At 51.4% G+C, this 21,730-nt stretch carries 20 protein-coding genes and 1 tRNA gene; 18 read left to right on the forward strand and 3 right to left on the reverse strand.

All coding sequences use genetic code 11. From position 1 onward, the window contains the following. Nucleotides 1–91 precede the first annotated feature (91 nt). Together INP77_RS13030 and INP77_RS13035 are read left to right on the forward strand one after the other, a co-directional pair. Nucleotides 92–712, forward strand: coding sequence for a ParA family protein (locus INP77_RS13030; protein ID WP_194749503.1), 621 nt, complete (start codon nt 92–94; stop codon nt 710–712). A gap of 48 nt (nt 713–760) precedes the next feature. Further along, nucleotides 761–1,006 (forward strand): hypothetical protein, encoded by a 246-nt coding sequence (locus tag INP77_RS13035; protein WP_194749504.1) that lies wholly within the window; start codon nt 761–763, stop codon nt 1,004–1,006. Nucleotides 1,007–1,043: 37 nt separating this feature from the next. Here INP77_RS13035 and ppx read toward each other — a convergent pair whose 3' ends face one another. The 3 genes from ppx to INP77_RS13050 form a co-directional block, all read right to left on the reverse strand. Further along, nucleotides 1,044–2,522 carry an exopolyphosphatase gene (ppx, locus tag INP77_RS13040; RefSeq protein ID WP_194749505.1) on the reverse strand — a complete coding sequence of 493 codons (1,479 nt, stop codon included), beginning with the start codon at nt 2,520–2,522 and terminating at the stop codon, nt 1,044–1,046. 18 nt (nt 2,523–2,540) lie between these two features. Continuing rightward, nucleotides 2,541–2,816: a hypothetical protein gene (locus tag INP77_RS13045; RefSeq protein ID WP_228518934.1), complete on the reverse strand. Its 276-nt coding sequence runs from the start codon at nt 2,814–2,816 to the stop codon at nt 2,541–2,543. A gap of 365 nt (nt 2,817–3,181) precedes the next feature. Beyond that, entirely contained in the window at nt 3,182–3,814 is a 633-nt protein-coding gene (locus INP77_RS13050) for a diguanylate cyclase (protein ID WP_194749506.1), read from the reverse strand. Between the two features lie 268 nt (nt 3,815–4,082). Between INP77_RS13050 and htpG the strand changes: the two genes are divergently transcribed. The 16 genes from htpG to INP77_RS13130 all read left to right on the forward strand — a co-directional run bounded on the left by htpG (nt 4,083) and on the right by INP77_RS13130 (nt 21,605). Then, a complete protein-coding gene (gene htpG / locus INP77_RS13055) occupies nt 4,083–5,978 on the forward strand; it encodes a molecular chaperone HtpG (RefSeq protein ID WP_194749507.1) in 1,896 nt (631 codons plus the stop codon). A gap of 301 nt (nt 5,979–6,279) precedes the next feature. Next, on the forward strand, nt 6,280–6,546 hold the full coding sequence (locus INP77_RS13060) for a hypothetical protein (protein ID WP_194749508.1): 267 nt from the start codon (nt 6,280–6,282) through the stop codon (nt 6,544–6,546). Next, a complete protein-coding gene (locus tag INP77_RS13065; RefSeq protein WP_194749509.1) occupies nt 6,543–6,863 on the forward strand; it encodes a hypothetical protein in 321 nt (106 codons plus the stop codon). Before INP77_RS13060 ends, INP77_RS13065 begins: the two co-directional genes overlap by 4 nt. A gap of 115 nt (nt 6,864–6,978) precedes the next feature. Further along, complete coding sequence (locus INP77_RS13070) at nt 6,979–7,461, forward strand: hypothetical protein (RefSeq protein ID WP_194749510.1); 483 nt, start codon at nt 6,979–6,981, stop codon at nt 7,459–7,461. Beyond that, nucleotides 7,458–7,784: a hypothetical protein gene (locus INP77_RS13075; protein WP_194749511.1), complete on the forward strand. Its 327-nt coding sequence runs from the start codon at nt 7,458–7,460 to the stop codon at nt 7,782–7,784. The genes INP77_RS13070 and INP77_RS13075 overlap by 4 nt, the downstream gene beginning before the upstream one ends. 483 nt (nt 7,785–8,267) lie before the next feature. Further along, on the forward strand, nt 8,268–9,515 hold the full coding sequence (locus tag INP77_RS13080; protein ID WP_194749512.1) for an OmpP1/FadL family transporter: 1,248 nt from the start codon (nt 8,268–8,270) through the stop codon (nt 9,513–9,515). A 157-nt stretch (nt 9,516–9,672) separates the two neighbouring features. Further along, nucleotides 9,673–12,174 (forward strand): glycogen/starch/alpha-glucan phosphorylase, encoded by a 2,502-nt coding sequence (locus tag INP77_RS13085; protein ID WP_194749513.1) that lies wholly within the window; start codon nt 9,673–9,675, stop codon nt 12,172–12,174. Nucleotides 12,175–12,273: 99 nt separating this feature from the next. Further along, nucleotides 12,274–13,044 carry a DUF4197 domain-containing protein gene (locus INP77_RS13090; protein ID WP_194749514.1) on the forward strand — a complete coding sequence of 257 codons (771 nt, stop codon included), beginning with the start codon at nt 12,274–12,276 and terminating at the stop codon, nt 13,042–13,044. Nucleotides 13,045–13,160: 116 nt separating this feature from the next. Continuing rightward, on the forward strand, nt 13,161–14,126 hold the full coding sequence (locus INP77_RS13095) for a mitochondrial fission ELM1 family protein (RefSeq protein ID WP_228518935.1): 966 nt from the start codon (nt 13,161–13,163) through the stop codon (nt 14,124–14,126). Nucleotides 14,127–14,142: 16 nt separating this feature from the next. Further along, nucleotides 14,143–15,270, forward strand: coding sequence for a glycosyltransferase family 4 protein (locus INP77_RS13100; RefSeq protein ID WP_194749516.1), 1,128 nt, complete (start codon nt 14,143–14,145; stop codon nt 15,268–15,270). Further along, the gene (locus INP77_RS13105; RefSeq protein WP_228518936.1) at nt 15,267–16,553 is read left to right on the forward strand and encodes an O-antigen ligase; all 1,287 of its coding nucleotides are present in this window, start codon (nt 15,267–15,269) and stop codon (nt 16,551–16,553) included. Before INP77_RS13100 ends, INP77_RS13105 begins: the two co-directional genes overlap by 4 nt. Next, complete coding sequence (locus tag INP77_RS13110; protein ID WP_194749517.1) at nt 16,537–17,655, forward strand: glycosyltransferase family 9 protein; 1,119 nt, start codon at nt 16,537–16,539, stop codon at nt 17,653–17,655. The genes INP77_RS13105 and INP77_RS13110 overlap by 17 nt, the downstream gene beginning before the upstream one ends. After that, entirely contained in the window at nt 17,648–18,712 is a 1,065-nt protein-coding gene (locus INP77_RS13115; RefSeq protein ID WP_194749518.1) for a glycosyltransferase, read from the forward strand. Before INP77_RS13110 ends, INP77_RS13115 begins: the two co-directional genes overlap by 8 nt. 9 nt (nt 18,713–18,721) lie before the next feature. Next, nucleotides 18,722–19,708 carry a glycosyltransferase family 9 protein gene (locus tag INP77_RS13120; protein WP_194749519.1) on the forward strand — a complete coding sequence of 329 codons (987 nt, stop codon included), beginning with the start codon at nt 18,722–18,724 and terminating at the stop codon, nt 19,706–19,708. A gap of 8 nt (nt 19,709–19,716) precedes the next feature. Then, complete coding sequence (gene msbA, locus INP77_RS13125; protein ID WP_228518937.1) at nt 19,717–21,453, forward strand: lipid A export permease/ATP-binding protein MsbA; 1,737 nt, start codon at nt 19,717–19,719, stop codon at nt 21,451–21,453. Between the two features lie 75 nt (nt 21,454–21,528). After that, nucleotides 21,529–21,605 (forward strand) — tRNA-Met (locus tag INP77_RS13130). The last annotated feature ends 125 nt before the right edge of the window (nt 21,606–21,730 follow it).

The following is a 21,730-nucleotide window of genomic DNA, read 5'->3' on the forward strand; positions in this document are numbered from 1 at the left end:
AATCAATTGTCATAAAAATTTCATATTGATATGGTGTGATATCAGCTGGTTTTCATGACAGAATTCAACACCTTGAAACGGGGAGCGAAGCATGCGCAGGGTATTGGTGGCAAATACCAAAGGCGGCAGCGGTAAAACCACTTTAGCCACGAATCTTGCGGGCTATCTGGCGCAGCTGGGCCATAAGATTGTGCTCGAAGACATAGACCGGCAGCAATCAACCACAGATTGGCTTGCGCGTCGGCCCGCACATGTCGCCACTGTTTACAATGCCGATGATCTTGGCAAGTCCGCCCTGCAAAAGGCCGACTGGGTAATTACCGATTCCCCTGGTGGTTTGCGGGACAAAAAAATTTCTGATGCAGTGACTGAAGCCGACCTGGTACTGGTACCCGTGGCGCCTTCTGCATTTGATATCGGCGCGACGCAAGACTTTTTGCAATTGCTGGCAGAAGAAAAAGCCGTCCGTAAACATAAAACATTTGTGGGTCTGGTTGGCATGCGGGTGATGCCGCGTACGCGCTCCGCAGAGCGTCTGTTGACCTTTATGGATGAGTCAGGCTTTTCTGTGCTGTCCATGCTGCGTTCTTCGCAGATTTATGTCACTGCCGCCGAAGAAGGCCTCAGTATTTTTGAATTGTCGAATACCTTGAAAGAGGTCGACATTGCACAGTGGAATCCGGTCACCGACTGGATTCTGCAAAACAGCTAAATCCGGTCTGTTTAAACAGCCGGATAGTAGACAATCAAAGGGAGTCCTATGAAAGACAAGGTCAATCCAGTGTATCTGGACAAAGTCAAACAATTACCTGCCGATGAGGCTGAGCGTATTCTGTCCCGCATGGGAGGTAAATTACCCAAACGCTTCATCAAGGAAAAACTGAGCCAGGAAGAAGCCCTGGCCTTGCAGCTTGAAATTGAAGACGAGCAATTGCAAGAGTGGCGCGAAAAAATGGCCAAGCTCAAGGAAGAAGACGAGAAGAAAGAGAAAAAGAAAAAAGATTAAGTTGTGATCAAAAAAAACGGGCCTGGTGCCCGTTTTTTTACGTGTGTCGAATCTCTAATTGCCAGCCCAGTTTTTGCCACAGCAGGCACTCTTCCTCCAGCAGGTAATGGGTCTGCGGATGCTGGTTCGCCCATTGCGTAGACAGCGCCAGGATAAACTGCTGTTTATGGCGCTCCAGCTGCAGGTGCTTGAGCGAGGGCATGCGGCGGGAATGGCAAAAGATTACGGCCAGACGCAATGCCATGAGCTGGCAAACCAAATCCTGATTATCAAAGTCTGCATCCAGTTTGCGTAACTTGCCTTGATGGCCGAGCACCAGCAGGCTGATGGTATGCAGTTCACTTTGCGCAAAGCCCATCAATTCGGTGTTATCCAGAATATAGGCACCATGCTTGTTGCAATCGGTATGTGAAATCGCCCAGCCAATTTCATGGCATAGCGCCGCCCAATGCAGCAGCGGCTTCTGCGTATCACAGGCCAGCATGGCGTCGTAAAAATACAGCGCCATTTTGCTGACGTTGTTGGCATGTTCCATTTCAACACCAAATTGCTTGCACAATCTGGCAATCGACGCGGTACGCAAATCTTCGGTGACATCTTCCGGGTTTAGCATGTCATAAAGCACGCCATGCCTTAACGCGCCGTTAGCCACCATCAGCGTGTCAATTTTCAAGGTATCAAATACTGCGGTCAGTACGGCCAGGCCACCGCCAATCACTGCACGCCGGTCATCCTTGAGGCCTTCCATGTTCAGCCGGTCTGGAGATTTGGCTTTGATCAGTGTCTGCTTTAGCCACTCCAGCTGCGCGCGTTCAATGCGGTCAGCCGCGAAGCCTGCGCCTGCCAACACATCGGCGACCGCGCCCACCGTGCCCGAGGCACCATAGGCCACTTCTGCTTTTCCGACATAGCGGTTGGCAATCATGTCGATAATCGACTCGGCGGCAATTTCGGCGCGTTCAAAATTACGTTCGCTAAACTGGCCATCGGCAAAATATTTTTGTGACCAGCCCACCGAGCCCAGGCGCAAGGATTCCGTTACCGTGGCGCGGAAGTGTTGACCCAAAATAAACTCGGTAGAGCGTCCGCCAATATCCACCACCAGACGCTTTTCGTCCGATTGCGGCAACATGCGGCTGACGCCCTGATAAATCAGCCTGGCCTCTTCGACGCCAGAAATAATCTCAATCGGATAGCCCAGGACTTTTTGTGCCTGGCGGATAAAATCTTCGCTATTGGTTGCCTCACGCAGGGTTTGGGTCGCGACAGCGCGCACATGTTCTACCGGGAAATCTTTCAGACGCTCGCCAAAGCGGGCCAGGCATTTCAGGCCGCGCTCAAACGCCTGCGGTTTCAGATTTCGGTCTTCGTCCAGGTCCCCGCCCTGGCGGACCGCCTCTTTCAAATAATCCACGCGCAGAATCTGGCCATCGACCACGCGCCCGATCTCGAGACGAAAACTGTTGGAGCCCAAATCTACAGCGGCGAGCTGGGTGTCATGATTAATATTTAGCATGCGTTAATACGGAGGTGATTACTTAAGATAGCGTTGTATGGCCTGTGGGTACTCTGGAAAATAGCGCTCAATCACGCTTAAATCAAAGCTTCTCAAAATGCTGGTGTTTGATTCCCGGTCAAGCAAAAACTGAAACGAGGCACTGACCAGTTCTGCCACCGTTTGGCTGGCATCAAGCAATGGTTGGGCATAATCTGGCTTGACATTCACTTGATGTGAGGTGGTTTGTGTCCCATGCACCGTGACAGAAAATGAATTGGGACTGGTCTCAGTCACCTCAATTGTTGCCATCATTGCCTCCCCAGACACATCGTTCAAACAGTATAAATTGTTATGTTGGCAGAGGCCAGTGAAAGTAATATGAAAAAATCAGCGATGACCAGCGCGCTGGCGTGCGCCTTTCGTAAAGGCGAGCAAATACAAGGCTCTGCCCGGTCATGACGGTGGTTCGCATTCTAAAAGAATAAAAATTTAATCGCGATCCTGGGTATTTTTGTATTTTTTCTGCTGCACTCCCCTACGTCCATGCCATAGCACACAGCAATAAACGGGGTGGGTGGTAGTGATTAAGGGCCGCCAGCGGCAATGCACACTCACCGCCTGCCATGCTTTGGAGCACTTTAATCTTGCAGGCAAGCGGCGAAGGCGCTCGCCTTTGCTTATTTCAACAAAATGATACGGTTGATCTGCCCCAATCGATACGCGGTTTTGCTCAATTTGCCCCCTTTCAGTGCAAGGGGCCGAATCGGGCAGGGCGGGATACGCCGTCCATCTTCGAGCAAGGTGTCGTCCTCAGCCGTAGATTGCCAGACACCGCCATTGACGGGCCGGAATTGCCAGCGAATATACCCAACTTTGGCACCGAGATGCAACATTTCGTCACGGTCTGGGGCATCGCTGACCAGTAGTTCGTCTTCCAGCACTTCATCATATTTACCAAACGCCTGTTTGCATGCCAGCGCTTCCTGCTCGCTGGCGCCGACCCAGGTGCAAGCGCGGTGCTCTTCACGTTGCACGTCCCAGGCGCCCAGTTGCCAGGCCGCGTCCAGCACGGCTTCATCGACCACTTCCGGTTGCCGCCAGCGGTCATTGATTTGCAAGGCCGAGCCAGGCACTGGCTGCAGCGTCGGTTTAAGCATGGGGAGGGCGGGCGTCGGCTGTTTGCGAAAGCCATGCCAATGCAACATGAGCAACACCGGGGTATCTGCCCGCGGGACGGCGGTCAAGGTGACTGCATATAGCGGCAGTTTCATGACCTGCATTTGCTCGATTAACGTGTGAAATAAATTCATACACTACGCTCCTTACCTGACATCAGAACAAAGAATGCTGCGTTACAAAATAACTAGCAAAAACTATGCAAATAAATCAGTTTTAATTGGCTGAATAACGCCTTGTTTATTGGCCTCAACGCCGCAATCCGCTTGCCAGTCATGGTTTTAAATGATGGTTTGTCATAGATCCCCGCCTGTTTCACAATCTCCCCTCTTGAAAAACGGTTTTTGCTTCCCCATCTAGGGTTAAATTTTGTGTTTAACCCTGTTTTTTGGAGGATCTGTCATGACAACTGCGACAGCAGAATCGCAATCCAAGCAGACCATGGGCTTTCAGGCCGAGGTCAAACAATTACTGCAATTGATGATTCATTCGCTCTACAGCAATAAAGAAATTGTGTTGCGCGAATTGATTTCCAACGCTTCTGACGCGGCTGACAAGTTGCGTTTTGAAGCCATCTCAAATGCTGCTTTGTATGAAAATGACAGCGAGTTAAATATTCGAGTTTCATTTGATAAAGCTGCCCGCACGCTGACCATTTCTGATAATGGTATCGGCATGCGCCGTGAAGAAGTGATCAACAACATTGGTACGATTGCCAAATCTGGCACCAAGGAATTCTTCCAGAACCTGACCGGTGACCAAGCCAAAGATGCCAACCTGATTGGCCAGTTTGGTGTGGGTTTTTACTCCAGCTTTATCATTGCCGATAAAGTCACCCTGATTACCCGCCGCGCAGGCGAGACTGAAGCCGTCAAGTGGGAGTCGCACGGTGAAGGCGATTTCACCATTGAAGCGACTGAAAAAGCAGGCCGCGGCACCGATGTGATTTTGCATCTGCGCGAAGGTGAAGACGAGTTTTTAAACGACTGGAAACTGAAAACCATCGTCCGCAAATACTCTGACCACATCACCCTGCCGATTGTGATGAAAAAATCGGAATGGAAAGACGGCGAACAAGTCCCCACCGATGAGGACGAAACCGTCAACAAAGCTTCTGCCTTGTGGGCGCGCAGCAAAAACGATATTAGCGAAGAAGAGTACAACGAGTTTTACAAACACGTTTCGCACGACTTTGAAAATCCGCTGGCCTATACCCACAGTCGCGTAGAAGGCAAGCAAGAATACATCTCGCTGCTCTACGTGCCAGCCAAAGCGCCGTTTGATTTATACGACCGAGATCGCCGCCAGGGCATCAAACTGTATGTGAAACGTGTGTTTATCATGGAAGACGCCGAAAAACTCATGCCACAATACCTGCGCTTTGTGCGCGGCGTGATTGACTCCGCTGACCTGCCACTCAACGTCTCGCGCGAGATTCTGCAAGACAGCCGCGACGTAGAAGCGATTAAAAACGGCTCTGTTAAAAAAGTGCTGGGCCTGCTCGAAGACTTGGCTGAAAACAAACCCGAAGACTACGCCAAGTTCTGGGAACAGTTTGGTCGCGTGCTTAAAGAAGGCCCCGGCGAAGACTTTGCCAACAAAGACAAGATCGCCAGCCTGTTGCGTTTTGCCTCTACGCACACTGACAGCGAAACCCAAAACGTATCGCTCAAAGCTTACATCGAACGCATGAAGCCCGAGCAAGAAGCGATTTACTACATCACGGCCGATACCTTTGCTGCTGCGAAGAACTCGCCACACCTGGAAATCTTCCGCAAAAAAGGCATTGAAGTGTTGTTGATGTCTGACAAGGTAGATGAATGGTTGCTGGGCAGCCTGACTGAGTTTGAAGGCAAAAAACTGCAGTCGATTGCCAAGGGTGACTTAGACCTCGGCAAGCTGGAAGACGAAGCCGACAAAGAAGCGCAAAAACAGGTTGAAGAGCAAGCCAAAGACCTGGTCGAGCGCATTAAAACCGCGCTGGGCGAGAGCGTGAAAGAAGTGAAGGTCACGCATCGCCTGACTGACTCCCCCGCGTGTTTGGTGGCTGGCGAGCATGACTTGTCCGGCAACCTGGCGCGTATCCTCAAAGCGGCTGGTCAAAAAGCGCCTGACAGCAAACCGATTTTAGAGATTAACCCGACCCACCGTTTGGTTGAAAAGCTGAAAGCTGAAAGCGACGATGCCAAATTTGCTGATTATGCGCATGTGCTGTTTGACCAAGCGCTGTTGGCAGAAGGCGGCCAATTGGAAGATCCTGCTAGCTTTGTGAAGCGTATGAATAGTTTGATTTTATAACTTCGGGAATTTGTGTCATCTGAAAAGCCACCTTTAAAGGTGGCTTTTTTGTTTTACACTGAGAAATATCCTGTCGGAAAACGAATTTTTGCAGATTTTTAACGGCTGTGGCATTATCTTTTGTTAGAAGTTAAGCAAATGTTGGAATTTGGCTATAAGTCTCTTTAATACGTCCTCTATTCCTAAATCAATTGATTGTATTTAAATGTAAATGAAAAAATCAATGCTTTGTTACATACCGTAATTTGAACCGCGACTTAATATTTTAGGCGCACCTAATGTTCAATCGAGGAGTCACAATATGAGCAAACCAGATATCGAGAAATTGATCTTGAATGCACTTGCGGACAACAGATATAAGTGGCGCACACCCCATGGTGTGGCTTCCCAAATTGGTGTCACTGAGAATGATGTCTTTCAGGTTATTGCAAAAAACAGTGATAAGGTTGTGCAGTCGAGCGTACACTCAACTGAGGGTTCTCCTTTATTCACGACAAGAGAGCACTTTCACAAAATGAGCAGCCCTTTTGACAAGATTTTAGGTGCATTCAAGGGGAGAGTCAGATGAGCATGGAGCTATTGGTGCACCCTTCAGTTCTTTTTGCTTTTTTTGGTGCATTTGCAATGCAGCTTCTTAGTCTGATGGAAATTAGAAATATTCCAAAAACTCAGCGCCCAGATTTCAAGGATTTATTTTATTGGTTGCCGTTTATTGTTGCGCCACTTCTTGGAGCGGGGCTTGCACTTGCTTACGTCTTCCCATCAGACGTACTGAAGCCCCTTGTGGCCATCAACATAGGTGTTTCTGCGCCTTTGATTCTACGGTCAATGGCAAACATTAACCCGCTAGACAAGAGTGGCATCAATCCTGGAGAGGGGGCTTGAGATTGTATTTAGTCATATGCCCAACAATGCTTTCCATCGGACAGCCAAAAGCTTCGCTTTTGTCGCCCGCTGAACTATTACGTTAGACTTGCCAATTAGCTTAAAGGAGAGTTGTATGAAATGCGTATCTCAGATGAGACAAGCCTTTGTATTATTATTAACAGCAGGGCTCAGTGCGTGTTCATCCATTCCTGCAAACACTGCTGTTTTGCTTGACAAAACATCCGAGCGCATCGAGACTAGAAGTGAAGTAATTAGTCAAACGCTTCGAACTGTGCTTGATGAATCTACCTTTGCTAAAGGTGATGTTGAAGATGTGCTGAAATTGCTAAAAAATATTGATATTTCAACACTTTCTGACGATAACAAGAAAGCTATGTCTAAAGCAATTGGCACATTGACGCAGCTAGAGACTTCTCTTGGAAAGAATGCTTCATATTCCAAAGTTCCTGAAGAAAGTAAACGAATATTTTCGGAATCTGTTACCAATCTAAAACTAGTAAAGCAAATTATTGCCACAGAAGTGAACAAGAAAGCTCTTGTTCAAAACATGATTGATATAGTTGATAAAGATCTGGCCAAAGGAGAGTCAAAATGAATGAGGAAGTCAAATCTTTATCTATGGCACTGAATGTCCTTCGAGAAAAACTCATAGCGACACCTAGAACTGCTCCAGGATTCGGTGAAATGCGTCTTCTTTACCATGATTTAACAAACGCATTGATTGTTGCTGGAGACAAATCCGATGCAGAACTTGCTAAAGAGATCGAACTAGTGTCAACGGCAGTTACTGAAGAATGGGCAACAAGCAAGGACAAAATTCAACCTTGGATTGATGTTCTTGAGCCTGTAATTTCTGCAGTTGGGGCTATATTATCTATCAGCAATCTGGGCAATCCATTGTTAGCTCTTCTTGCTTAAAAAGACAAGTAGCGTGGGCAGCTGCGGTCAATACCGCGCAAAATGGATTCATCTCTCGCCATCGTCGGGTAAACACTACCAGAGTTAACTACTTTTTATACTAGTCATCTATCGCAGGCGACAATTTTTATGTGACGATGATGTGCGCCTTGTCCTGCTGCATGTCACTCAGAAAGTTCGTGCGACTTATCCTTTTACCAGCGCGCAAGCCAAGTAGATACCGTTATAAAGAACAAGTTTTTTGATACATTTCTTTATCGAAAGGCTTGTTTGCTTTGAGCCGAGTAGGGTGGGCAACTTGTTGCCCACGCGTTAAATCCAGTCTCAAAAAGAGGCAATGTTCCATTAGGTAAATTGTCATTTATAAAGGCCCGTCTCTCGGGCTTTTATATTTTTAAGTTATAAATATATTTATATATATTATTTATTGGAATTTTAATCGCTTGATATATTGCAATCCAACAAGGTTATTGAAGGATTGAGATGTATCAGTGGTCAAAAATTATTCCGGTAGCGGTCGCTTTTTCGTTTGGTAATGCTTGGGCGACGGATGGTTATTTTTCGCATGGCTATAGTGTTCGCTCTCAAGGCGTTGGTGGCGTGGGCATCGCTTTGCCACAAGATGCGCTGGCGGCAGCGGCCAACCCGGCTGGGATGGGTAAAGTCGGGAGCCGTGTGGATGCGGGCGTGACTTGGTTTAGGCCGGTGCGTGAATCGGAGATTGAAGGCAGTGGTGCGCCAGGAGCCAATGGGACTTATAAAGGCAATGATAGCCAGAATTTCTTTATTCCAGAGTTCGGCTACAACACGCAATACTCTGAGGACGTAACGCTGGGCGTGAGTGTTTACGGTAATGGCGGCATGAATACCGATTACAAAAAAGGTATTCCGCTGTTTAACAGTAATGGTCGACGCACGGGGGTGGATTTGGCGCAGGTGTTTGTGGCGCCGACCGTCACCTGGAAGGTGCAAGAGCATCACACCCTAGGAGTTTCCCTGAATCTGGCTTATCAGCGGTTTGAAGCCAAGGGACTGCAAAACTTTAGCAATGCCAGTAGTTCAGCTGCTAATCTGACCAACAATGGTCATGATGATTCTTATGGGGCGGGTGTGCATATTGGCTGGCTGGGTGAGATCACGGATGCCGTGACGCTGGGGGCCACTTATCAGAGCCGTACTTACATGAGCCGGTTTGACAAGTACAAGGGCTTGTTTGCCGAGCAGGGGGATTTTGATATTCCCTCCACCTATGGCGTAGGTGTGGCGGTCAAAGTCACGCCGGCATTGACGCTGGCCGCGGATTTTCAGCGCATCAATTACAGTGAGGTCGATGCGGTGGGTAACGCCTCTTTATCTAACTTGAGCAATGGCTTGGGTAACGATAATGGCGCCGGGTTTAACTGGCAGGATGCCAAGGTGTATAAGATCGGTGCGTTGTATCAATATAGCCCGGCGTTGATTTTGCGTGCAGGCTATAACCATGTCGATCAGCCGATTCGAGCAGGCGATACGCTGTTTAATATCCTGGCGCCGGGCGTGGTGAAAGATCATGTGTCGATTGGGGCGACTTGGGTGTTGAGTCCTGCGTCGGAAGTGTCGTTTGCTTACACGCATGCCTTTGAAAATACGGTGCGTGGTCAAAACTCGATTCCTGCTGGATTTGGTGGAGGGGACGCCAATGTGCGCATGTATCAGGATGCACTAGGCGTTGCTTATACCTGGAAACTTTAGTTTTCGTGCTTCTCTCTGCCGGGGTCGGCAGTATAATTCAAAGCCACAATGAGAATTTTGTGGCTTTTTTTATGTCTGACACATTCTTGCTGTAGGCTTGCTTTTTGCTTTTGCTAACTGAAAGCAATTCGATGAATCAAACTCAAGGGGAAGATGCATGACTGCCAATGTGAAAAAAACACCTAAATCCAAGACACCCGTAGAGACTGCGCAACCGGTTGAAGAGTTTTTGTTAGAGCAATTGCCCATCCCCCAGGCGTTGCGTAACCACCTGACTTTTTCTATTGGTAAATCAAACTCTTGGGCCACGGCACGGGACTGGTATCAGACCGCCGCTTTTACCGTGCGCGACCACTTGATGAGCCGCTGGGTGAATACACGTGATGCTTATCGCGACGCCAATACCAAGCGCGTTTATTATTTATCTCTGGAGTTTTTGATTGGCCGCATGCTGTCAAACGCCGCACTGAATTTGGGCATTGCACCCGATCTAAGCGGCGGCTTGCAGGAGATTGGCCAAAAGCTGGAAGGCGTGGCCGAGATGGAGCCCGATGCGGCGTTGGGTAATGGCGGCCTGGGCCGCTTGGCTGCCTGTTTTGTCGACTCGATGGCGACCATGGATATTCCCGCTACCGGCTATGGCATCCGTTACGACTACGGCATGTTTAGGCAAACCATCGAGAAAGGCCAGCAAAAAGAAAATCCTGATAACTGGTTGCGTTATCAGAATATCTGGGAGATTCAGCGCCCCGAGCATACTTGCGAGGTGAAGTTTTATGGCCGCGTGTTGCATGTACACACCGAGCGTGGCGTGGAACATCACTGGGTTGATCATGAAACGGTGGTGGCCATGCCTTATGATGTGCCTGTGCCTGGCTATGGCACGCAGACTGTGAATAATCTGCGCTTATGGTCTGCCAAGGCTACCAATGAGTTTGACTTGAAATCGTTTAACGAAGGTAACTACGAAAAATCGGTAGAAGGCCGTCACGGTGCCGAAACCATCTCGCAAGTGCTCTATCCAAATGACACCTCCGAGTCGGGCAAGGTGTTGCGCCTCAAGCAGCAATACTTCTTTGTTTCGGCCTCTACACAGGATATTTTGCATCGCTTTACCAATTACAACTCGGATTGGAACACCTTGCCTGAAAAGGTCTCCATTCAGTTGAATGATACCCACCCAGCGATTGCAGTGGCCGAAATGATGCATCAATTGGTGGATCATTATCACTTGCCTTGGGACCGTGCCTGGACGCTGGTCACCAAAATGTTTGCCTACACCAACCACACTTTGATGCCAGAAGCCCTGGAAACCTGGTCGGTGGACATGTTTGGACAATTGTTGCCACGCCATCTTGAAATCATTTACGAGATCAATCACCAGTTCCTGCAAATGGTGAATCAGCACTTCCCTGGCGATACCGGCTTGTTGCAGCGTGTGTCCATCATCGATGAAACTCACGGCCGTCGTGTGCGCATGGCGCATCTGGCGATTGTTGGTAGCCATACCGTGAACGGCGTGGCCGAGCTGCACAGCGAGTTGTTGAAAACCACGCTGTTTGCTGACTTCAACAAAATTTATCCTGGCAAGTTCACCAATGTGACCAATGGCATCACGCCACGCCGCTGGTTGAACCAGGCCAACCCTTTGCTGACAGAATTGCTGACCAAGCAAATCGGCACCGGCTTTCAGAAGGACCTGAGCCTGATCAAGCAGATTGAGCCGTTTGCCGAGAATGCGGCGTTTAGAAAAGCGTTCCGCGAAGTGAAAAAAGCCAACAAGCAGCGCCTGGCCGACAAGATTTTGCAGAAGACGGGTATTGCAGTCAGCGCGGATGCCTTGTTTGACGTGCAAATCAAGCGTATTCATGAGTACAAGCGCCAGTTGCTCAATGTGCTGCACGTGATCACGCTGTATAACCGGATTCGTAGCGGTCATGCCAGCCATCACACACCGCGTGTGATCATTTTTGCGGGCAAGGCAGCACCGGGCTACTGGTTGGCCAAGCAGATCATCCGCCTGATCAACGATGTGGCGGTGATGATCAATAACGACCCGGCGGTCAAAGACCAGTTAAAAGTGGTGTTTTATCCTAACTACGAGGTCAGTGCGGCAGAAATCCTGTTCCCGGGCGCCGACTTATCCGAGCAGATTTCGACCGCAGGCACCGAGGCCAGTGGCACCGGCAATATGAAAATGGCGCTCAATGGGGCATTGACCATAGGTACGCTGGATGGCGCCAATGTGGAGATCATGGAAGAGGTCGGCAGTGAAAATATCTTTATTTTTGGCCTGACCACACCAGAAGTGGCGCAGCTGAAAGCCAGCGGCTACAACCCGTGGGATTATTACCACGGCAATGCCGAACTCAAGCAGGTGATTGATATGATCGCCAATGGCTATTTTTCGGTAGAGGAGCCATCACGCTACCAAGCGATTATTGATACCCTGTTGCACAAAGGCGATCAATATTTGTTACTGGCCGATTATGCCGCGTATGTTACCGCGCAGGAGAAAGTGGCTGCCCTGTATCAAGATCAGGAAGCCTGGTCGCGTATGGCGATTTTGAATGTGGCGCGGATGGCTAAATTCTCCAGTGACCGCACCATCGGTGAATATGCCGAACGTATCTGGAATGTGAAACCGTTCAAAGCCTAAGCGCCCGGCTTTTGCGCAAGCCCACACAAAGCAAGTCCGCTGGACTTGCTTTGTGTTTTCTGGGTACACTGCGCTCAACTTGATGAGAGAACGAACAGCATGAAAATGAAAGCCAAGGTGATATTGACTGCACTGCTCCTGAGCAATGCAATCGGGATGCAGGCGCAGGCATTGGACCTGAAGGCGCTGGGCGACATGGTGGAAAAAGAGGTCAATAGTGCTGCCAGTGGCCGTAGCGAGAGCGGGGCGGTGAGCCAGCTCAGCGAAAAGGAAACCAGTGATGGCTTGAAACTGGCGCTGAGTCAGGGCGCCAGCAAGGCGGTGAGCATGCTGGGGGCGACGGATGGCTTTATGGGTAACCAGGAGGTCAAAATTCCGCTGCCGGATTCGTTAAAGAAAATCGAAAAAGGCATGCGCATGGTAGGCATGGGCAAACAGGCGGATGAGTTGGTGCTTAAAATGAACCGCGCCGCCGAACAAGCAGTGCCCGAGGCAAAGGCCTTGTTGCTAAATTCGGTCAAGCAAATGTCACTGGCTGATGCCAAGGGGATTTTGACTGGTCCGCAAGATGCTGCCACGCAATATTTCAAGAAAACCACCGCGACTGATATGGCGGCCAAGTTTTTGCCCATCGTGCAAAAAGCCACTGCCAACGTGAAGCTGGCAGATACTTATAACAAGTATGCTGAAATGGGCAGCCAGTTTGGCCTGATCAAAAAAGAAGATGCCAATATCAACCAGTATGTGACACAAAAGGCACTGGACGGCGTCTACCTGATGATTGCCAAAGAAGAGGCTGCGATCCGTCAGGATCCGGTGGGTCAAGCCAGCAATCTGCTGAAAAAGGTCTTTGGCGCGGTCGCGCAATAACTCTGTTTGGTCCGGCCTAGCGGTTATGGGGCTGGGCTGACACAATTTGTTCATCTTGGCTTAATCAAGTCGTCATGATCTGCATCTATCCTGCGTATTAGTCGCAGGTGATGCATATGATCAGAGAAACTCATTCAACTCAAACATTCGTGGTTTGGCGTTTGCTGGATGGCAAACCAGGACATCAGCATCAGTCGCAAGGACTGGTTCAGGCCTTGCAGGCCAGATTGGCGCTGCAGGTCTTTGATCTCCAGATCAAGGACGCGGGTCACGGCTGGTTGTCGTGGTTGCTGGGGCAATGGCCGGCAGGCGAGGGCTTGCCAGCACCGGATATTATTATCGGCGCCGGTCATGCGACCCATGCCCATATGCTGGCTGCCAAGCGGGCCTATGGTGGCAAAACTGTTTGCATGATGCAGCCTAGCCTGCCAGCCGAATTGTTTGATGTGTGTCTGATCCCCGAGCATGACCAATATCGCGGATTTGCCAGCTTTATTGAGACCCGTGGGGTGATCAACCATATCCAGCCTGCTAGAAAAGTGCAGCAAACCGAGCAGGTTCTGATCATGGTCGGCGGGCCTAGCAAGCATTTTGAATGGGATGAGCTGGGCGTGGTGGCGCAAGTCTACGACCTGGTACGCAAGCATCCTGATCAGCATTACGTATTGACAACCTCCAGACGCACGCCGGCCAGTTTTATTTCGGCCATGCAGCGTGTCCGCCTTGCCAATCTCGAAATTGTGGCGATCACAGACACCGGGCCAGGTTGGTTGCCCGCCAAGTTGGCAACGGTTTCTGCGGCCTGGGTGACCGAGGATTCTGTTTCCATGGTGTATGAGGCGCTGACGGCACTGGTTGCCGTCGGCATCATTAATCTGACCGCCAAACGTGCCAGCCGGGTGAGCCGCGGCATCGAAAAACTCATAGACCGCCAATTGGTCACGCGTTATGACCCTTATGGCTTGTATCGCCAATTTATGCGTCCGGTGCTGGGGTTTAATGAAGCCAGCCGTTGCTGCGATTTGTTACTGGCCCATTTCAACCGTCCTGCATCCAGCCGTCTGGTCTCACGATTAATCTAGTTGTTGAAGTCTGCTTTTGCGAAAACTCACGGTTTTACAAGTGCTGCCCGCCTTGCAATCTGGCGGTGTGGAGCGCGGCACCCTCGAGGTGGCCGCAGCACTGGTGGCACAAGGGCACCGCTCGCTGGTGATGTCTGCGGGCGGGCGCATGGTGGCCGAGCTGGAAGCGGCTGGCAGTACGCACCTGACCTGTCCGGTCGGGCGTAAATCATTACTGACCTTGTTATGGATTCCCAAATTACAACGCATTTGGCGGCAAATGCAGGTGGATATTGTGCATGTCCGTTCGCGCTTTCCAGCCTGGGTGGTCTATTGGGCCTGGAAAACCATGCCACGTGCACAGCGTCCGCGCTTGGTGACGACAGTGCATGGCTATTATCGGCCTGGCCGCTATAGCCGGATCATGACCGCGGGCGAGCAAGTGATAGTGATCTCAAAAACCATACAAGCCTATGCGCAAACGCACTACCAGCTTGAAAACCATAAAATGACGCTGATCTACCGCGGGGTGGATACCACTCAGTATTTCCCGGGCTACCAGCCAGAGGCGGACTGGAAGCAGCAATGGTTTGCCCAATATCCGCAGACCCAGGGCAAACGCCTGCTATTACTCCCGGCCAGAATTTCGCGCTGGAAAGGCGCGGAGGATTTTGTCGAGCTGGTGGGGGTGGTTTGTCGTCAACATAAAGATATTCATGCTTTGCTGGTGGGGGAGGTCGATACTGGCAAGCAGGCATTCGCAGCGACTTTGCAACATCAGATTGCGCTGGCCGGCCTGAGCGATTGCGTGACGATGACGGGTTATCGCAAAGACGTGAAAAATATCATGGCGATTTCCGAGATCGTTTATTCACTGTCTTTGGCGCCTGAGGCGTTTGGACGGACCACGCTGGAGGCATTGAGTCTGGGTGTGCCGGTGATTGCGTATGATCATGGCGGCGTGGCGGAGCAAATGGCTGCCTTCTTACCGGAAGGGGCTGTGCAAGTGGGCAATATTGCTGAAGCGGCGATTCTGACCCTGAATTGGCTGGAAGAGCGGCCTGCGGTGCGCCCGAACACCCTGTTTACCTTATCCGAGATGCAACAGAAAACGCTGGACGTTTACCAGCACGTCATGTCTCAGCCTTTGGATGTGAACTCATGATGTTTACCCGGACAATGTTTAAAGCCAGGCCTTCAGGATGGGCAGACAGCACTGCGGTGCGGATGCCGTCGGGCTTGGCTTGGGCTTGTACCTTGCTGGCGGTGATGATGATCGCCTGGAGTCCGTTTTCTGGCGGGGCCCGTTTGCCCACCGCTGTGCTGGCCATGGTAGGCGTGTTTTTATGCTTTAGGTCGGGAGTGGCAATATTCAGGCAGTCTGTAGTGCGTCGCTGGAGTGCGGTCTTCATGCTGTTGTGGTTGCCGATGTGGCTGTCATGCCTGCAGGCCGAACATCCCCAAGCCAGTTTGGTGGCGATTGCCTGGTTTAGCCTGCTGTATTTTGCAGCGCTCCCATTATTGCTGACATTCCAGGTGACCCGCTATCGCCAGCTGTTTGCGCAATGGGTGACGGGCATCATGCTGTTGTGGATGCTGGATAGCAGTATTCAATATCTTTTCGGCGTCGATCTGCTTGGCATTGCCAAAACACCGGAAGGCCGCATTACCGGCATGTTTCATGACTTGCACCAAGGGATTCTGATGTTGCCCATGTTGCCGCTGCTGTTTTATCACTGGCTGCCCAAGCGCCCCCGGTTGGCGTGGGCACTGGTGCTAGGCGTTGGCGTGGTGGTGACGCTCTCTGGTGCCAGAGGATACTTGTATATATTTTTGCTGATGTTGTTACTGGCCTTGTCGCAGCAGCGTGCAAGCTGGAAAGTGTGGGCCGCGGTACTTTGTATGCCCTTGCTGGCCGTGGCATTGGCTGGTGCGCTCAGTCCGCAACTGGCCAAATATAAACTGCAGCATACGCAGGCGATTGCGGATACGCAGCAGTCGACGTTTGACCGCGTGAATCATGCGTTAAGCTACCGTCTCAATTTGTGGGAAACCGGGCTACACATGTGGCAGGCGCACCCGCTGACCGGTGTCGGCAGCAATCACTTCAAGCGTGTTTATGCCGAGTATGCCACGCGCAGTGATGACCCTTTTGTGGCTCACCCTACCCATACGCATAATATTTATGTTGAGTGGGTGGCCGAAACCGGCCTGATGGGTGGCATCGGCCTGATCGCGATCATGGGGTTATGTGTGGCCTGGTTCAGGCAAGCGGCGCGTCCGCTACAGCAGCAAGCCTGGCCTTATGCCTTAACGCTGATGGTGATTTATTTTCCACTCAACACCACGCAACCCATGCTGGTGCCTTGGTGGTTTCCGGTGCTCATGCTATTGGCCTGCCTCATGATTGCAAGTCTGCAAAGGGATCAGGATGCACAAGCAAGCTAGGCTGAACACATATTTGGATGCTGACTGCCTGTCGGAGTCACTCGATCAGACCGTGGTCTGCGATTTGCCCGCCCGGCAGGAGATCAAACGCATCCTGATCATCAAGTGGGGCGGCATGGGCGATATTGTCATGAGCACAGCCGCCATCGAAGATATTCACCAGGCGTTTCCACAGGCTGTCTTGCATTTAAATACCTTGCCAGCCTGGCAGTCCCTGTTTGCAGATGATCATCGCTTTGAGCGCATCTGGTGTTTGAATCTGCAGCAAAAATCAGGGCGCTGGCGTATTTACCGGCAGTGGCTGGCTGAAGTGGCAGCCATGCAGTATGACTTGATTATTGATTTGCAAACCAATGATAAAAGCCGGCTGTTACTGAGCCTGTTGCGATTGAGTGGTCGCGCGCCCAAGTGGCTGTTGGGCAATCATGCGCGCTTTCCCTACACGGTCCGTCAAATTCATGCATTGCCGCAAGCGCATAGTTTTCAAATCTTGCAGCAGACCTTAATCACAGCAGGCATCCCCGCCCTGACCACCGGACCAACATTGGCTGTGAGTGCTGCTGCGCAAACGGCTGCCCAGCAGTTGTTAAGCCAGCATGGGCTGGCATCTCAGCCTTTTGCGGTGTTTTTATGTGGTAGCCACGCCGGGATGGCGACCAAGCGCTGGGGCGCCGAACACTATGCTGCGCTGGTGGCACATTGTATTGCGCGTGGGGAGCGTGTGGTATTGCTGGGCGGGCAAGATGAGGCCGAGACGTGTCAGCAGATTGCCAGCCGTCATCCTGCGCAGGTGGTGAATTTATGCGGGCAAACCAGCTTGCTGGCCGTGCCCGCTATTTGTGCGCGGGCGCAATATATTGTTGCTAACGATACCGGAACTGCGCATTTGGCGGCAACCACCAACACGCCCATAGTGGTGCTTTGTGGGCCAACCAATCCACTGCGGGTCAAACCGGTAGGTGCGCAAGTTGTCGCCCTGCAACTCGATTTGCCTTGTAAAAACTGCTATGCCAAGCAATGCAGCCACCACTCTTGCATGCGACAGTTGACGCCCGCGCAAGTATTCCCTTATTTGCCGGAAGTGAAGCGCCATCATGCCTAAAGTGATTTGGTGGGGGCGTTCAGACCTCAATTATTCCCGCAACCGTATCAGTCGGCAATTGCTGCAGGCCTTGGGCTGCCAGCTCATCGACTTCAGGCCACATCTGAGTGGCTGGGGGGATGTTGAAGCGCAGTTAAAAGGCCTGCCTACGCCCGACCTGGTGTGGGTGCCCTGTTTCAGGCACCGAGATGTTGAAGCCGCCAGCCGCTGGGCGCGCAGACGCGGTGTGCCGCTCGTATTTGACCCCTTGATCAGTGCCTGGCAAAAGCAGGTGTATGAACGGAACAAGTTTGCTGAGCAGAGCCCGCAAGCACAGCGCTTGCTCAGCACCGAGACAAAGTGCTTGCAGTTGGCGGATATGGTGTTGCTGGATACGGCGCTGCAACAGCAGATGTTTATTGAACGTTTTGGATTGTCAGCAGAAAAAACCGCGGTGGTCTATGTAGGCGCGGAGCAGCCACTGTTTTCGCCGGTGTCGCTGGTTAAGCCCCGACCCCTGAGCACAGAAGTCTTGTTTTATGGCAGCTTTATTGCGCTACATGGGATAGAAACGGTGATTGAAGCCGCCAGACTGACGGCGGCTCAACCGCATCTGCGTTGGGTGTTGTTGGGCGATGGCCCGACCAAGGCGGCGGCACGGCAGCAAGCGGCGGGCTTGGCTAATGTGCATTTTGAAGACAGTTTGGCCTATCCCAATTTGCCAGGCCGGATCGCCAAAGCGGATATCGTGCTGGGCGTGTTTGGCGGCTCGCAAAAGGCCGCGCAGGTCATTCCTAATAAAGTGTTTCAGGGCCTAGCCTGTGGCCGTCCCGTCATTACGCGCAACAGTGACGCTTATCCGGCGGCGATGCCCAACGGACCATTGAGCGGTTTATGGCAGATCGAGGCAGCCAATCCTGCCGCCCTGGCCGATGCGGTCATACAATGCGTGAATAGTCAGCAGGACAAAAAATTGGCAGCACGTACTTTATATACGCAATACTTTTCGCCTGCGCAGTTAGAACAGCAACTCAAAGAGGCGCTGGTCAGACTCGGCTTGTCCTTTGAGTGCAGGTAGACCAACCCGATGACCAGCGCTCAACCCCGTATCCTCATGATTACGCTGTCCAACATTGGAGACGCCATCCTGACGACACCGGTACTGGCAGCCCTGCATGCGCACCTGCCAGAAGCGCGCATAGACCTCGTGAGTGATGTCCGTTCTTCAGCCTTGTTTGACCCCTGTCCTTATATTGACCGTATTTTCGTGCGCGACAAACGTTCAGGCTGGGCGGGCTATATGCAGTTGATTCGCTTGTTGAGAAAAACCCGGTATGACGTTCTGGTTGATCTGCGCACGGATTTTTTGCCTTATCTGCTGCGGGCAAAGCAAGTGTTTAAAAAACGTTCCAATGCCAGCACCATGCACCTGCACTCAGCAGAAAAACATTTGGCGGCCGTGCAGACGTTAGTCGGCGATCTGCGGCCCAACGCAACCTTGTGGGCCAGCGAGCAAGATCATGCCTTGGTCGCAGACCTATTTCCCATGCTGGGGCAAGGGCGCTGGCTGGCGATCGGGCTGGGCGCAAATTTTGCCGGTAAAATCTGGCCTGTCGAGCGTTATGCGGCGGTGGCCAATGCGCTTGCAAATGCAGTCTCTGGCGTGGTGTTGCTGGGTTCGCAGGCGGATGCCGCCCTCGCACAACGCTTTGTTGCACTGGCTCAGCTGCCTGTGCAGGTGGCGTGCGGACGATTAAGCTTGCCGCAGTCTTATGCCTTGCTGCAAAAGTGTGATGGCTATCTTGGCAATGACTCCGGGCTCGGGCATATGGCCGCCGCGGCGGGTTTGACGAGCCTGACCTTGTTTGGCCCGGGTTCGCCGGTCCGTTATTTGCCCTGGTCTCCACAAGCGCACTTTATTCAAGATGCACAACAGGATATTCTCGGGATTGGTGTAGAAGCCGTGGTGGCTCGTCTGCAGGGCTTGTTGGCCGAGATGACTGTCGATGCCCAAGTCGAATCCCATACCGGCTCCTCTCATTCAAGGTCGCCCAGCGCTCATAAAAACCATTAGTCTTTACCATGATCAATCACACTCCCAGCGCGTATGCGCAACTGACCAGGCTCATGGCCTATCTCAAACCTTATTGGGCCACTTTTTGTCTGGCGCTGGTTTGTCTGGTGATCTTGTCAGCCAGTAATACCGGTTTTCTCAGTACCATCAAGCATGTGACGGATGAAGGCTTCACCACGCAGACACAGACCTATGCGCGCTTGACGCTGGCGGCGATGCTGGGTGGCTTGTTGCTGGTGCGTGCATTGGCAGGCTTTGGTTCCAATTACCTGATCAGGATTGTCGGCCGCCGCGTTATCGAGGATGTACGCAATCAGGTTTTTGCACACATGCTTAAGTTGCCTGCCAGTTTTTTTGATCAGCACGCCATTGCCAATATCACCACCAAAATGACGTTTGATTGCGAGCAGTTATATAGTGCGGTCACCAAAGTCATCATCTCCTCCATTCGCGATAGCTTGACCATTATTGGCATCGTCTCTTATATGCTTTATCTGGACTGGAAACTGACGCTGGTGTTTTTGCTGCTGTCGCCGCTGATTGCCAGATATCTGAAAAAAATGACGCCAAAATTGCGTAACTCGGGCCGACAGGTGCAAGCCAGCATGTCAGACATGACGCAGGTGATTGAAGAGGCCGCCAGTGGACAGCGCGTGGTCAAGGTGTTCAGTGGCGAGCAGTATGAGTATGAACGCTTTAGCCATATCGTTGCCACTAACCGGCAAATGATGGTCAGGTTAGGGCGCATCTCTGGTTTAAACAGTATGTTTGTCGAGATGTTAGCGGCCGTTGCATTAGCCATGGTGATCTATTACTCCGCTGGCCAGTTTACCGCCGGTGAGTTTGCGGCTTTTATTGGCGCCTTGCTCATGCTGATTGGTCCGGTGAAAGCGATTACTTCTGTGAATGAAGATGTGCAAATTGCGATTGCCGCCTGCCAAAGTGTGTTTGCCGTGCTGGATACGCCTGCCGAAAACAATCAGGGGCAGGTGGTTTTGGCTGAGCCCATCCGCCAAATTCGCTTTGAGCAGGTCACTTTTCAGTATCCGCACGCGAACAGTCCGGCGCTAAAAGAGCTCAACCTGACCATCCATGCTGGTGAAACGGTGGCCTTGGTTGGCATGTCAGGGGGCGGCAAGTCTACACTGGCGCATTTGTTGCCCCGTTTTCATGAGGTGCAACAAGGGCAGTTACTGATCAATGATCTCCCTATCCAGCAACTGGCGCTGGCTGAGCTGCGCCAGCAGTTTGCATTCGTCACTCAGGAAACCGTCTTGTTCAATGACAGCATTTACCACAACATTGCCTACGGCAGTTTACGTGGGGCCTCTAAAGAGGCGGTGATTGCAGCAGCAAAGGCGGCACATGCCTGGGAGTTCATCGAAAAACTGCCACAACAACTGGACACGCATATTGGTGACAGGGGCTTGCGGCTCTCCGGCGGCCAACGTCAAAGACTGTCCATTGCGCGCGCCATGCTTAAAAATGCCCCCATATTAATTTTGGATGAAGCGACGTCCGCACTCGATAATGAATCCGAACATAACGTGCAGGCCGCACTGACCCAGCTCATGCAGGGCCGAACCACCATCATGATTGCGCACCGCCTCTCCACCATTCAGCATGCCAGTCGCATTATCGTCATGGATGGTGGTCGTATCGTTGAAGAAGGTGTGCACGAGCAACTCATGCAGGCCGGCGGCAAATATGCCACGCTCTACCATCTCTATGGAAAAAGCAAATAACAGTTGACACTGTTTTTGAAAGTTTGCTATAGTCTCACCTCTCGACGCAACACATGTTTTACAAGTCGATTCGGACGCGGGATGGAGCAGTCTGGCAGCTCGTCGGGCTCATAACCCGAAGGTCACAGGTTCAAATCCTGTTCCCGCAACCAAGCAAAAATACGTTTTAAAATTAAATGAATTTGATGCTTGACCGAACGAAAAACCTCTGTATAATGCGCGCTTCGCTTGAAACGTTGGAAGTTAAAACGGAAGAGCGAAAAGCCTTCGAGGCACT

It is taken from the genome of Methylophilus sp. 13 (genome assembly GCF_015354335.1).
Classification (GTDB): Bacteria; Pseudomonadota; Gammaproteobacteria; order Burkholderiales; family Methylophilaceae; genus Methylophilus; species Methylophilus glucosoxydans.